The organism is Streptomyces sp. NPDC111628, from assembly GCF_055635195.1.
Genome location: NZ_JBVKBZ010000004.1, coordinates 77251 through 90887, shown reverse-complemented (window position 1 = coordinate 90887; position 13637 = coordinate 77251). Strand labels below are relative to the sequence as shown.

The window sequence follows — 13637 nt, the reverse complement described above, 5'->3', positions numbered from 1 at the left end:
GGTCGGTTCCCCCTTCACGCCGCGGCGTCGGCGAGACGCCGGGCTATCCCGCGCTGCAGCGCCCGGGGACTGGTCTGCGGGCCGATCTGGTCCTCCATGTCGAGGCCGACCAGGTCCTGGACCCGGGTGGCGATCTCCAGCCGGGCCAGCGAGTCGAGACCCAGCTCCTCGAAGGTGCGGGCCAGTTCGGCGTCGGTGATCGACGGATTCACCCCCGTGGCCACCAGGGCGCTGCGCAGCTGCTCGTCGGTCAGAGGCTGATGAGTCATCGCGGTACTCCTTGCGTGTGTCGGGCGGGACGGGGGTCAGGGGGTCGGGCCGGCGGCGGCAGCGGCGGCGCGGAGCTTCTCGTACTTGGGGCCCTCGGCGAGGTAGCGCAGCTCGGGCGGCCCGTCCACGGCGAGCCAGCGGACCATGTCGTCCAGGGAGCCGGGGTCGGGGTGGATGAAGCGGCGGTCCCGGTCGCCCAGGCCGATCCCCGGGATCACGCCGTCGGACTGAGCGACCCGCTTCATGAGTTCGCGGCCCGCGTCGGCGGCGTCCCGTTCACCGGCGTCGACGGCGTCGCACAGCCGCACCATCTCGTCGAACAGCCGCTTGTGGGGGTGGTTGTCGGGCACGAGGTAGCCGAGGTACGGAACCTCTTCCATCTCCTGGAACAGCCGGTCGTCGGGGTGCTCCCGGTAGCGCTCCAGATAGCGCTCGAACCGGAGGTTGACCGGTACCTCGGCGGCGCCCCACACCCGGTAGACGGCGTTCCACAGCTCGTAGTCGCCCAGGCCGACGAACGAGCAGTTGACCAGCTCGTCGTTGTACTTGATCAGGCCCTTCTGGAGCCGGTCGACGTACGCGAAGCGCTCCTCGGCGAAGTCGTCCTCGCGCAGGGCGTCGAGCAGCCGCCGGGCGAGCGCGTTGATGACCTCGCCGGTGTTGGTGAGCCCGCGGGAGTAGAGCGGGTCGATGAAGCCGGCGGCGTGGGACATCAGGCACCAGCGGTGTCCGACGGTCTTGGTCGAGGAGTACTGGAGACGGTCGGTGGAGACCCACGGCCGTACGGTCTTGGCGTCGGCGAAGATCCGTTCCAGCACGGGGAACCGGCCCGTGAAGGCGCGGAACTCCTCCTCGGGGGTGACGCCCTCCGTCTTGGGGTAGCGCCGTTCGTCGTAGGTGAGGCCGACGCTCACCAGCGGGTTCTTGGAGCGCGGCTCGTTGTTGAACGGGATGATCCAGAGCCAGCCCCGGTCGAAGGTGTGGTGCATGGTGCCGTCCACCCAGGGGATGGGCGGCAGCTCCTCGGCCGGCATGCGCAGGCAGTCGTCGGTGGGGCGCACGTCCAGCATGTGGGTGAACAGTGAGCGGGAGTGGTGCTTGAGGTCGTTCGGCTGCCGGCGCAGGCCCAGCTTCCGTGCGACCGGCGAGCGGAACCCGCTGCCGTCGACGAGGTAACGGGCCGTGTGGCGGGAGCCGTCCTGGCCGACGACCGCGACCTGGTCCGCGCCCAGCTCGACCTCGGCGACCCGGTAGGCCTGCTTGGCCACGCAGCCGTAGCGGACGGCCGCGTGGAACAGGTACGCGTCACTGTCCTGCCGGTGCAGGTGGCTGGTCTGGAGCAGCGAGGACGGCGGGGCGAACTGGTTGACCTCGCGCGGGTCGGGCTCCTCGCCCTCCCGGTGCAGCATGAAGCCGAAGTGCCGCTTGCGTCCCACGCTCGGGCCGATGTGCTCCAGGCAGCCCTCGACGGTGGAGAACGGCTCCAGCTCCGGGATGCCGTACCGCTCGGCGAGCACCCGGAAGACGTTCAGGGTGTAGAGGGTCGTCGACTCCCCCACCGCGAACCGCGGGTGCACCCCGGCGTCGACGAGCAGCACACTCGCACCGTTCTTCGCCAGAATCGCGCCGAGCGTCGAACCGGCGATACCGCTCCCCAGAATGATGACGTCGAAATCGTTCCCGGCCGTCCTCGGGTGCTGCGAATTCTGCGAGTTCTGCGGGTTCTGCGGGTCTTGCGGCATGTCAACTCCTCTCGTTCTCCGCGGAATGTGCGGGCCATTCGAATGGGCCGGGCGTCACGCTAAAAGGTTCGGTGCGGGGCGGTCTTCCACCGCCGTGATGAGAATCCGCCCCGGCTCCGGGAGGAGGACGCAGCACCCGGGACGAGGCCGCTCTCCCTCCGCCGTCGCCGCCGGCCCGGTCCAGGAGCGCCAGCAGCGGGCCGGTCATGACGGTGGTGGCGACCGCCATGATCACCAGCGCGGTGAACATCCGGCTGTCCAGGGCCCCCAGCGCCAGTCCGACGTTGAGGATGATCAGCTCGGTCAGGCCCCGGGTGTTGAGCAGCACCCCCAGCGTCGCGGCCTCCCGCCGGGTGGCACCGGTCAGCAGGGCCGCTCCCGCGGCCCCCGCGAACTTTCCGGCACAGGCCACCGCCAGCACGGCCAGCAGGATGAGCAGACCGCGCCCGCCCAGTCCCGTGACGTCGACCGAGAGCCCGGTGACGACGAAGAAGACCGGCAGCAGCAAGAGACTGGTCTGCTCGATGCGTTCGGGCACCTCCGGGGTCGCGGCGTCGACCGAACGGCGCGGCACGACCGCACCGAAGGCGAAGGCGCCGAAGACCGCGTGCAGCCCCATCGCCTCGGTGGCCCACGCGCTCAGCAGCAGGCCCACCAGCAGTACGGCGTGGTTCACACCGCCACCGGACCAGCGCCGTCCGGGGGCCAGCAGCCAGTTCAGGCCGGGACGCGCGAGCGTGAGCAGACCGCACACGAACACGCCGGAGACGAGCAGCATGCGGGCCACGGGCCAGGGCCCGGTGCTGTTCGCCAGGGCGACGACCACCGCCAGCACGCCCCAGGCCAGCACGTCCTGAATCGCCGCGCAGGCGACGGCCACGGCGCCGACGCGCCGCCTCTGCAGTCCACGCTCGACGATGATCCGGGCCAGTACGGGGAACGCCGTGATGGACATGGCCGCCCCCAGGAAGAGGGCGGGCACCAGGAGTCCCGACGTGCTCATCTCCGCGGTGACGAACCAGGGCCGCAGCACCCACGCGAGCGCGGCGCCGAGGGCGAACGGCAGTGTGAGCGACGCCAGCGAGGTCGCCACGACCTGACGTCCGTGCCCCCTGAGACGACCGGCGTCGAACCGGTAGCCGACGCCGAACATGAAGAGCACCAGGCCCAGGTGCGCCAGCACCTCCAGGGCGGACCGGACGTCCGCGGGGAACAGGAGGGCGACCGGGTCCCCCGGCAGCAGCCCGAGGAGGCTGGGGCCCAGGGCGAGGCCGGCGACGATCTCGCCGACGACGGCCGGCTGACGCATCCGCCGGGCCAGCCGGGAGAACAGCGCGGCCGCGGCGAGGATCAGTGCCACCGCCGCGAGCAGGCTCCCGGTGGCCGCCTGCGGTGCGCCCGCGGCCGACAGCTCGGGCACCGCCCTCAGCCGGCGGGCCGGGGCGGCACCGCCGAGGCGGTCCAGGAGTAGAACTCCTCCGCCATGGCCGACTCGGGGCCGCGCCAGGTCGCCGGTTCGAAGGGCAGCACGAACGGGCTCAGTTCCTCGCTGAGCCGCTGGAAGTCCGCACGGCCGCGCGCCACGTCCACCGGATCGGTGTGGGTGCCGTCGAATTCGACGAGATGGAAGTACAGGCCGTGATAGCGAAAGAGCCGACGCCCGCGTACGCCGAGGTCGTGCGGCAGCGAAGTGGCGTCCGAGGCTGAGAACAGCCTCGACACTTCCGAGGAATTCGCCGCGTCCATCCGCGCGACGACCAGAGCCGTCCTGCGGGCCGTTTCGTTCGTTTCCGACATCGAGCATCTCCCCTGTCCGGGACTTCGGGACAGGGGAGATGCTAGGAAGGAGTTCTTCGGCCGTCTTCCACCGCGGAGGGGAGAAGGACAGCCCTCAGGAGGAGAACCCGTTCACCCGGAAACGGGGTACTCGGGCCCCTGCCCTCCGGGTTGGACCAGGCCATTCTCGTAGGCATAGATCACTATTTGCACGCGATCACGCACACGGAGCTTCTGATAGAGGTGCTGGACATGGGATTTGACGGTACTTTCCCCCAGGACCAGCATCCGGGCGATGTCCTCGTTCTTGAATCCACGGATCAGCAGCTTGAAAACGTCGAGTTCCCGATCGGTCAGCTGGTCCAGATCCGGGGCCGCACCGGCCAGCATGGGCCGGCGGGCGAACTCCCCGATCAGCCGCCGCGTTACCGACGGTGACAGCAGGGCCTCGCCGAGGGCCGCCAGCCTGACCGCCTCGGCCAGCATCTCGGGCGGACTGTCCTTGATGATGAACCCGCTCGCACCGCTGCGCAGCGCCTCGTAGACGTGCTCGTCCTCGTCGTACATCGTGAGGATGACGATCCTGACGTCTTCCGCACCGGAGAGCTCACAGATCTCCCGGGTGGCCTCGAGGCCGTTCATGTGGGGCATGTTGATGTCCATCAGCACCACGTGCGGCCGCAGCCGGCCGACCAGCCGGACCGCCTCGCGGCCGTTCACCGCCTCGCCCTCGACCCGGATCCCCGGCTCGGGGCTGAGCGTGGCCCGCAGCCCTCTGCGGACCAGCGGCTGGTCGTCCACGATCACGACGCGTATATCACCGGGCACGCCGGCTCCTCCTTCGGGGATACCGCTCCGGTCACCGGCGGCCGGTCCGGCAGTCTGCCCTTGAGGAGGAATCCCCGGCCGCCCGCCACCGGCCCGCAGTCGAAGGATCCGCCCAGGTCCGTCAACCGCTCGCGCAGCCCGGTCAGCCCACTGCCGCGCAACGGCCGTTCCATGGCCTCGGGCACCGCGTGGAGCTCCCGGGCGTCGCCGGTGAGCACGGTGACGACCACACCGGTGCCGTACTCCACGACCACGTGGACCGGGCTGTCACCGGCGTGCTTCATCGCGTTGGTGAGCCCCTCCTGGACCAGTCGCAGGGCGGCGTGGCGCACCGCCGGGTCCAGCTCCCGCTCCAGTCCCGCGATCTGCAGGTCGACGGTGAGCGCGCGCCGCGGCAGCCGGTTGATGAGGTCCGCCACCTGGCCCGACAACGGGCGCCTGGACATCCTCGAAGGCGCCGGCACGGCCCGCAGCACGCCGACCATCCGGCGCATCTCGGTCAGGGTGTGGTGCACGGTCTCGTCGATGGCCCGGGCCGTGGGGCCGTGCTGCGGCGACTGCGCGGACAGGCTGCGGGAGTGCATGGCGATGACGAGCAGCCCGTGCCCGACGCCGTCGTGGAGCTCGCGGGCGATGCGGCGCCGCTCCCTGATCAGGGTGTCGCCCGCGGCGCCGGGTGCCCGCCGTCCCGCGCCGGACGCCCTGCGGCGGCGCCTGGACGTCAGCATGATCATGCCGCCCACTAGCAGCCCGACCAATAACTCCGGGTAGTCGACTTCCTGGTATGCGACGCTGATCACTCTGGTCTCACCCGCAGTGTGTTGTGTGGTGATGCGGCCATTGCTCCCCCTCGCATACCTGCACACGCCGAGCGCGGACGGAGAATTGACCAAAGCCGGGCCAAGGCTTTTGAACTCCATTCAGACCCGGTGGTGCGGACTTGGTCCGTCGAGCAACTCAGCGTTCCCCCGTACGAGTTACCCTCAAGTGAGGACTCGCGTTTATCCTACGGGACCATCCACGGCAAGGCAAAGATTTGTTCTGCCAAGTACTGAACGAAACGTTCCGTATTCTTCCGAAGAGAAGACGGCACAGGGCCTGACCGCGTCATACACGCCTTACTTCGAAGTAGTAAGGGGCCAAAGGGAAGACCGCGGCCCCCGCCGGGGCGGGGGACTGCCCGGGAGGGCCGCGGCGTTTGCGGAAGGGGCTCAGCCCCTCGGTACGGAGTCGACCTCGGTGTCCGGACGCGCCGAGCCGTCCGGCAGCGACTCCGCCGGGTCCTGGACGCCCGTCCCGCCCGGCGAGCCCGGGAGCGGATGACCGGCGCCGGCCGCGAAGGCCCTGTCCGGCCACCAGGTGCGGGCGTCGAGCAGGGTCATCGCGGCGGCCACGAGCACCGGTTGCACCACGAAGGTGGCCAGCAGCACACCGAAGGCCACGCTGAACCCGATCTGGACCATCGGCACCGACGGCATCGCGGCCAGCACTCCGAAGGTGGCGGCGAGCACGACTCCCGCGGACGCGATCACGCCGCCGGTCGCCGACAGCGCGCTGAGCAGCCCCAGCCTCGTGCCGACCCGCTTCGCCTCCTCCCTGACGCGGTGCGCGAGGAAGATGCTGTAGTCGACCCCCAGGGCCACCAGGAACACGAAGGTCGTCAGCGGGAGGTTGGGGTCGACCTCGTCCACGCCGAAGGCCTTGAACACCACGTTCGTGGTCCCCAGCGCGGCGAGATAGGTGAGCAGCACCGTGCCCATCAGCAGCAGGGGCGCCACCACACTGCGCAGCAGTACGCCCAGGATGAGTGCGACCACGATCAGGACCAGCGGAATGACGACGGTGCGGTCGTCCGCGGTGGTGTCGGCCTCGTCCATCTTCTCGGCGCTGGCACCCCCGACCAGGGCGTCGGCCCCCTCGACCCGGTGCAGCCGGTCCCGGAGCCGTTCGATGGTGGCGCGTTCGCCCGCGGTCTGGGCGCGGTCCCGCGGGAACGCCTCGACCGACGCCCACGCGGTTCCGGCGCGGGCGGCTTCGGCGCGGGCGATCCCCGGCGTCGCGCGCGCGGCCTCCAGCACCTCGTCCACCCGGTCGGCCCGGGTCATCACCGTCAGGGGCTGCCCGGCCTGTTCGGGGTAGTGCTCCCCGAGGAGCTGGAAGCCCGCCACGGAGTCGGGCTTGCTGGTGAACGAGTCCTCCTCGGCGAGGTTCGGGGAGATGCCGATCAGCCCCAGGGACAGCACCCCGAGGAGCAGGAGGACTCCACCACCGGCCGCAACCGTACGGCGGGAGACGAACTGCCCGACCCTGGACCAGATTCCGCGCGTTTCCGACCCGAGGGCACCGACCTCCGGCACGAAGGGCCAGAACACCTTGCGGCCCAGGGCGGTCAGAATCGCCGGGAAGAGCGTGAGCATGGCCAGCAGAGAGGCCAGGATGCCCACGGCGCCGACGGGGCCCAGCCCGCGGTTGCTGTTCAGGTCCGCCGCCAGCAGGCACAGCAGGCCGCCGACGACCGTTCCGGCGGAGGCCAGGATGGCCGGGCCCGATCCGCGCAGGGCGGCGGTCATGGCGTCGTGCGGATCGGCGTACCGGCGCAGCTCCTCGCGGTAGCGGGAGACCAGCAGGAGCGCGTAGTCGGTCCCCGCTCCGAAGATCAGCACGGTCATGATCGAGCCGCTCTGGGTGCTGACGGTGAGTCCGAAGTCCTTGGCCAGCAGGTACACGGTGGCCATCGCGAGGACGGCGCCCGAACTGACGGCGATCAGCGGCACCAGCCACAGCGTGGGGCTGCGGTAGGTGAGGATCAGCAGCAGCGCGACGACCCCGACGGTGGCCAGCAGCAGCTTGGAGTCGATGCCGTCGAAGACCTCGTCGAGGTCGGCGTTGAGCGCCGCCGGTCCGGTCACCTTCACCGTGAGGCCGGCCGGAGCGTCCGCGACGCGGTCGCGGATGTCGACGACGGCCTCGGCCTCCTCGGTCTTGGTGAGGTCCACGTCGACGGGGAACATCAACGCCTTGCCGTCCGCGGACTCCATCAGCGGTGGGCCGTCCGCGCCCTCCTGCCGCTCCTCCCCTTCTTCCTCGCCCCGCCCCTGCCCGCCCGCGTCCTCCGGGTAGGCCCGCGTCACGGCCGCGTGGTGCTTCCCGACGGCGGCCCGGTCGGCGTCCGTGATGCCGGAGCCGCGCTCGTAGACCACGAGGACCGTGGTCGTGGCGGTGCCGGGAAGCTCGTCCTCGAGCTCGATGACCTTGGTCGACTCCGCGCTGGCCGGCAGGAAGTCCACGGGACTGTCCCGCTGCACGTCCCCCATCTTCCCGGCCAGCGAGACCGCGAAGAACGCCAGGATCAACCAGGCGCCGATCACGGCCCACTTGCTCCTGCGGCCGGCCGGGATCGCGACCAGCTTCCCCATGTCCATACAGAACACCTCTCCTGAGCGCGGTCACGCGCCCGTCATCCCTGGAGTCGCCCCGCGGTTGTGTAGCGTGGCAACACAATGACGGTAGCATCGCTACAGTAGTCACGCTACCTATTGCGACCTGTTGCGAGGAACCGAGCAGGAAAGGCCGTCGCCGGCAGTCTCGGAGGACGACTGCCGGCGACGGCCCGGGGCGGGGTGCGGCGGGGGTTTCACAGCAGTTCGACGGACACCTCCGACGCGCCCCGGAAACGGCCCCGGGTGTCCAGGAGCGGCGGATGACCCGCCGTCAGGAGGCCCGGTGCGTATTGCGCGTGGTCGGTCAGCAGGACGACCAGGTCGGCCGCGTCCAGGGCCCGTGGCAGGTCGTCCTGGCGGCCCAGCCTCCTGCCGTCGACCTCCCACTCGGCCACGTGCGGATCGTGGAAGGAGAGCCTCGCCCCCAGCCCCGACAGCCGGGTGGCGACCGGGAGGGCCGGTGACTCGCGCTGGTCCCCGACGTCCGCCTTGTAGGTGACGCCGAGCAACAGCACCCGGGAGTCCTTCAGCGCCTTTCCCCGCCGGTTCAGCATCTGCTGGGCACGGCGCACCACGTACTCGGGCATCCGCGCGTTGATCTCCTGAGCCAGTTCGACGAACCTGAACGGGTACCCCAGCGTGCGCACCTTGTAGGACAGGTAGTTCGGGTCGATGGGGATGCAGTGGCCGCCGACGCCCGGGCCCGGCCGGAAGGGCTGGAACCCGAAGGGCTTGGTCCCGGCGCAGTCGATCACGTCCCAGATGTCGATCTCCAACTCGTGGCAGAACATGGCCATCTCGTTCATCAGCGCGATGTTGATGTGCCGGTAGGTGTTCTCCAGCAGCTTCGCCATCTCCGCCTCGCGCAGCCCCCGGGCCGGCACGACCCGCTCCACGAACCGTCCGTAGAAGTCGACTCCCGCGCGGGTACAGGCCTCGGTGAGACCGCCGACGATCTTCGGCGTGTTGCGCAGCCCGAACTCCCTGTTGCCCGGGTCGATGCGTTCCGGGGAGAAGACCAGCGGAAAGTCGGCACCGGCCACCAGTCCGCCCTGTTCCAGCACCGGCCGGACCACGTCCTCGGTGGTCCCGGGATAGGTCGTGGACTCCAGTACCACCAGGGTGCCCGGCTCCAGGTGGGCCGCGACCGCCTCCGCCGCCTCCCGTACCGCGCCGAGGTCGGGCCCCTGGGCGTCCGAGAGCGGAGTGGGAACGCAGATGACCACGGTCCCCGCCCCGCGCAGCACCGCCGTGTCCAGGGTCGGCCGGAACCCCTCGGCGAGCAGGGTCTTCACCTCGTCGTCCGACACGTCGTCGACGTGCGACGTGCCGCTCTCCAGCCCCTCGACCACGTCGCGGCTGCGGTCGAGTCCGGCGACGCGCAGGCCCGCCCCGACCGCTTCCCGCACCAGGGGCAGCCCGACGTAGCCGAGCCCGATGACCACCAGATCCATGCTCGACTCCTCAGTCACCGGGCACGTCCACGGCGCCCGGGGTGACGGTGCGCCGCGCGGGTGCCGTGCCGACCAGCGGGCGGATCTCCTGACGGGCCGACTCGCGCAGTCCGCGCAGCGGCGCGGTGACGCGGTCCTGCTGCGCGCTGCCCTCGAAGGCGCGGAACGCCGGCTCACTGGTCCAGTCCGAGGTGATCACGTAGACCAGCGGATCCGTGGAGACCCGGCACAGCGCCTGCCCGAGGCAACCCGGCAGGTCGGCGGTCCACCGGGCCGCCGCCGACCAGGCCCGCTCGAACTCCGCCCCGCCTCCGGGCCGTACGGTCATCGTGAGCTCGGCCCGTACCGCCTGCGCAGGACCCGCCGGCGGGCCGGTCCCCGAGGAGGCGTCGGCGTCCAGACCGAACAGCCGGCGCGCGTTCCCGGAGCACACCAGGGCACGCTCGCGCTCTGCGAGCACCGGGCCCGACACCAGGTCCACCAGGGGGCGCAGCCCCTCCATGACCGGCGGCGCGTCGGACCCGAACAGGACGTTCTCCGCGCCGAACACGGCCAGGTTCGCGGCGAGCTGCTGCGTGCTGGGGCAGGAAGTCTCCACGTGGACGCGGCGCAGCAGCGCGCTGGGCGGAGTACGCCCCGCCCCGGAGCCGCCGCCGCCCGCGACGGCGAAATCCAGCTTCCGGCCGAGCAGCGCCAGCGATCCGCCGCCTGCCGCGGCGATCAGCCGCAGGCCGGGATGCCGCTCCAGCCAGCCGCCCGTGACCACGGTCCCGACGCCGACCGTGACGTCGCAGGGCCGCACCAGGTGCTCGACCAGCCCGCGGTCGCGCACCCCGCCGATGCCGGCCGGGTCGGCCGGCGGATGCACCAGCACCGGCGCACCGGTCTCCTCGGCCAGCGCGAAGAACTCCTCGGCCCGGGGCGAGCCCAGGTACTCGCCGTCCACACTGCTGTTGACCATCAGCCCGACGAAGCGGGGGTCCTTCAGCAGTTCCGCGGCCTGTTCCAGCATGGCCGGGCCGCCGAATGGATCGAGGTACGCATAGGCCCGCAGGGCGTCGGGGAACCGGTCGGCCAGGTCTCCCATCAGCTCGTTGTGCGCCCGCACCCGCCCGGCGTCCTGAGCACCGGCCCGGCGGCCGGTACCGGGTTCCATGGAGCCGCCGCCGGCCGGGCTCCCGATGACGGTGAGCCCGATGCCCAGGTCCCGTTTGGCCGCGATCGCCGCCTCCGGGTCGCGCAGGCTCGGCGGCCCGCCACCGGCCTCGCCGTACGGCGCCAGATGTCCGTGTACGTCGATGATCATCCGTCACAGCCGTTCCGCGGACGGGCCGCCGGCCGGGGGACCACCCGCGAGTCCCGTGGTGAACCCGAACCTGCCGAGTACCGGCACCGAGCTGCCGTAGAGCCCGTCGGACGCCTCGCTCGTGAGGAAGTCCACGACCCTGGCGACCAGTTCCGGGGTGACGGCCTGGCCGAAGTCGGCGCCCGGCCGTTCCCGGCGGGCGTCCGGAGTGTCGGCCATCGTCACCATCACCGCGTTGGCGTGCACCCCCCGGTGCTTGACCTCGTGCGAGAAGGACCGGATCCAGGCCGCCAGGGCCGCCTTGCTCGCCGCGTAGAACCCCAGGCCCGGCAACGGCTCGTGGACGAGGGGCGTCGTGAAGTAGACCATGCGCGCCACGCCCTCGGCCTGCGCCAGCACGGCGAGCGAGGTGTGCACGGCGGACAGGAAGTTGGCCCGCCACAGCCGGTCGGGTTCGGTGAGGTCCGCCAGGTACGAGGGTCCGGCGTGGAAGGCGCCGACCATGTGGACCAGCCCGTCGAGCGACCCCATGCGCTCCCGTGCCTCGGCCGCGGCCAGCCGCGCCCCCAGCGGATCGGACACGTCCGCCGTGAAGGTCTCGACGACGCCCGGCGAGCCGAACTCCTTGTCCAGTACGGCCATGCGCGCCTCGTCCCGTCCGACCAGCAGCAGCCGGTCCCCCCGCGCGGCCAGCCGGGCCACCGTGGCCGGTCCGAGCTGCCCCGTGGCCCCGGTGACCAGCAGAACGGGTGGCTCGCCCCCGAGGGTGCTCACGACGAGGACCCGTCGGCCGCCGCTGCCCGCTCCGGCGCCCTGCGCGTGGTGACGTGCTCCATGAGCGCGCGCCGGAAGAACGCCCGGGCTCCGTCGGGCGTGTCGGCGGCGCGCTTGTCCTCCTCGATCACGTACTCGTCCAGACGCCGCTCCACCTCCTGGATGCTGGCGTCCTGCGAGAGGTGCTCGATGAGGCCGTCCAGAGTGCCGTCGATCTCGATCATCCGGACGATCTGGCCGTCCTTCATGAACACCGACCCGCCCAGCAGCCGTGTCCCGTCCGCCGCGTGCAGCTTGGGCGGCCGGTACGACCGCAGCAGTTCCTTCACGGCCTCCTCGGTGCCGGGACGTACCCGGAAGGTGATCGCATAGCGCTGCATGGTGCCTCCGTCTCGGCCGGCCCGTGGTTCCGCGCGCTCCGGTGGCGGGGGACGGGCCGGAAGGTGGTCGGCCCGAGCCTTCCCGCAAGGCGCGGGCCCCGTCTTCCCTCCGCGTGACGATGTCGCGCCTCCCCTGTCCGGTGGATGCGCTGACCCGGCGGAGGTAGACACCGCTGATAGCCATGGGTCCAGGACGGCAGAACCGCCACTCAGCCGAGGGAGCGCCCATGACCGACTCAGCGATGTCCCGCGGCGCGGGACGCACACCCCCGCCCGCGACCGCGAACGACCAGTTCGAGGCCGCCTACCGCGGCACCGCACGGACCGGCAGCATGCTGGCCGAACTGCCCTGGGAGATAGGCGAGCCACAGCCCGTGGTCGTCCGGCTGGCCGCGGAGGGCGCCTTTGCCGGCGACATCCTCGACGTGGGCTGCGGCACCGGCGACCACACCCTGCACCTCGCGGCCCTCGGGCACTGTGTGACCGGCGTGGACTTCGCGCTGAGCGCCATCAACACCGCACTGGCCAAGCAGCGCCGACGCGGCCTGAAGGCCTCCTTCGCCGTCGCCGACGCGTGCGAACTCGGCGGCTACGAGGCGGCGTTCGACTGCGTCCTGGACTGCGGCCTGCTGCACAGCCTTCCGGTGGAACGGCGCGCGAGCTACCTGTGGGCGCTGCGCCGGGCGACCCGTCCGGACGCCGTTGCGCACATCCTGTGCCTCACCGACCGAACGGCGCCGCACGGCACCCTCCAGCCGCTGTCCGAGGAGGAGTTGCGCAGGCTCTTCGGCAAGGACTGGAAGGTGGAGTCCCTCACCCCGGAGACCCTCGTCGGGCGCCGGGCGGGAGAACCCACCACCCTGCCCTGCTGGCATCTGACGGTTCGCCGCCTTCACTGACCCCGCGCACATCCCCTTGCCGGAGATCGGAGGAACACCGTGAACATACCCGTACCGGGAAAAAGGGTCCTGGTGACCGGGGGCACCCGGGGCATTGGACGGGCCGTCGCGCTCGGCCTCGCCGCCGGGGGCGCCGACGTCGCCGTCTGCCACCGGCAGGCCGGCCCCGCCGCCGACTCGCTCGCCCGGGAACTGAAGGACACCGGCGGAGACCACCTGGTGGTCCGGGCCGACGTCGGGCGGCCGGACGACGTCGAGGACCTGCTCGGCGCGTGCCGGGACCGCTGGGGCGCCCTGGACGCCGTGGTCTGCAACGCCGGGAGCATCTCGCACGTCCCCTTCGCCCGGCTCCCGCGGGCCGAGTGGGACCGCACCCTCGCCACCAACCTCACGGGGACCTTCTCCGTGGTGCAGGGCGCGCTGCCGCTGCTGGCGTCCGGTGCGTCCCTGGTGCTGATCGGCTCCAAGGCGGCGGCGGTCGGCGTACCGCTGCGCGCGCACTACACCGCCACGAAGTCGGCCCTCACCGGATTCGCCCGGAGCCTGTGCAAGGAACTGGGACCACAGGGGGTCCGGGTCAACGTGCTGGCCCCCGGGATCATCGACACCCAGGAACTGACCGCCGAACAGACGGCACGCTACGAGTCCCTCATCAGCCTGCGCCGGCTGGGCGATCCCGAGGAGATCGCCCGCGTCGTGGCCTTCCTGGTGTCCGACCTGTCCTCCTACCTCACCGGAGAGACCATCAATGTCGACGGAGGCACCTGA

General features: G+C 71.4%; 13 protein-coding genes. 2 read left to right on the top strand and 11 right to left on the bottom strand.

The window, feature by feature from the left end:
• Positions 1-14: 14 nt before the first annotated feature.
• The 11 genes from ACZ7MF_RS22345 to ACZ7MF_RS22295 form a co-directional block, all read right to left on the bottom strand.
• Positions 15-269, bottom strand: coding sequence for a phosphopantetheine-binding protein (locus ACZ7MF_RS22345; RefSeq protein WP_471479069.1), 255 nt, complete (start codon positions 267-269; stop codon positions 15-17).
• 36 nt (positions 270-305) lie between these two features.
• Complete coding sequence (locus ACZ7MF_RS22340) at positions 306-2012, bottom strand: NAD(P)/FAD-dependent oxidoreductase (RefSeq protein WP_471479067.1); 1707 nt, start codon at positions 2010-2012, stop codon at positions 306-308.
• A 1-nt stretch (position 2013) separates the two neighbouring features.
• Positions 2014-3432, bottom strand: a complete 1419-nt coding sequence (locus ACZ7MF_RS22335) for a cation:proton antiporter (RefSeq protein ID WP_471479064.1) — start codon at positions 3430-3432, stop codon at positions 2014-2016.
• A gap of 5 nt (positions 3433-3437) precedes the next feature.
• Positions 3438-3809: a TcmI family type II polyketide cyclase gene (locus tag ACZ7MF_RS22330; RefSeq protein ID WP_471479061.1), complete on the bottom strand. Its 372-nt coding sequence runs from the start codon at positions 3807-3809 to the stop codon at positions 3438-3440.
• 111 nt (positions 3810-3920) lie between these two features.
• A complete protein-coding gene (locus ACZ7MF_RS22325; protein WP_471480087.1) occupies positions 3921-4604 on the bottom strand; it encodes a response regulator in 684 nt (227 codons plus the stop codon).
• The gene (locus tag ACZ7MF_RS22320; protein WP_471479057.1) at positions 4592-5416 is read right to left on the bottom strand and encodes a sensor histidine kinase; all 825 of its coding nucleotides are present in this window, start codon (positions 5414-5416) and stop codon (positions 4592-4594) included. The genes ACZ7MF_RS22325 and ACZ7MF_RS22320 overlap by 13 nt, the downstream gene beginning before the upstream one ends.
• A 411-nt stretch (positions 5417-5827) precedes the next feature.
• The gene (locus tag ACZ7MF_RS22315) at positions 5828-8038 is read right to left on the bottom strand and encodes an MMPL family transporter (protein ID WP_471479055.1); all 2211 of its coding nucleotides are present in this window, start codon (positions 8036-8038) and stop codon (positions 5828-5830) included.
• 212 nt (positions 8039-8250) lie between these two features.
• Positions 8251-9510 (bottom strand): nucleotide sugar dehydrogenase, encoded by a 1260-nt coding sequence (locus ACZ7MF_RS22310; RefSeq protein WP_471479052.1) that lies wholly within the window; start codon positions 9508-9510, stop codon positions 8251-8253.
• A gap of 10 nt (positions 9511-9520) precedes the next feature.
• Positions 9521-10816 (bottom strand): amidohydrolase family protein, encoded by a 1296-nt coding sequence (locus ACZ7MF_RS22305; protein ID WP_471479048.1) that lies wholly within the window; start codon positions 10814-10816, stop codon positions 9521-9523.
• 3 nt (positions 10817-10819) lie between these two features.
• Complete coding sequence (locus ACZ7MF_RS22300) at positions 10820-11590, bottom strand: SDR family NAD(P)-dependent oxidoreductase (protein WP_471479046.1); 771 nt, start codon at positions 11588-11590, stop codon at positions 10820-10822.
• Positions 11587-11970 (bottom strand): SchA/CurD-like domain-containing protein, encoded by a 384-nt coding sequence (locus tag ACZ7MF_RS22295; RefSeq protein WP_471479043.1) that lies wholly within the window; start codon positions 11968-11970, stop codon positions 11587-11589. Before ACZ7MF_RS22295 ends, ACZ7MF_RS22300 begins: the two co-directional genes overlap by 4 nt.
• A 227-nt stretch (positions 11971-12197) precedes the next feature.
• On the opposite strand from ACZ7MF_RS22295, the gene ACZ7MF_RS22290 reads away from it, so the two are divergent.
• Entirely contained in the window at positions 12198-12869 is a 672-nt protein-coding gene (locus tag ACZ7MF_RS22290; RefSeq protein ID WP_471479041.1) for a class I SAM-dependent methyltransferase, read from the top strand.
• Between the two features lie 39 nt (positions 12870-12908).
• Entirely contained in the window at positions 12909-13637 is a 729-nt protein-coding gene (locus ACZ7MF_RS22285; protein WP_471479038.1) for an SDR family NAD(P)-dependent oxidoreductase, read from the top strand.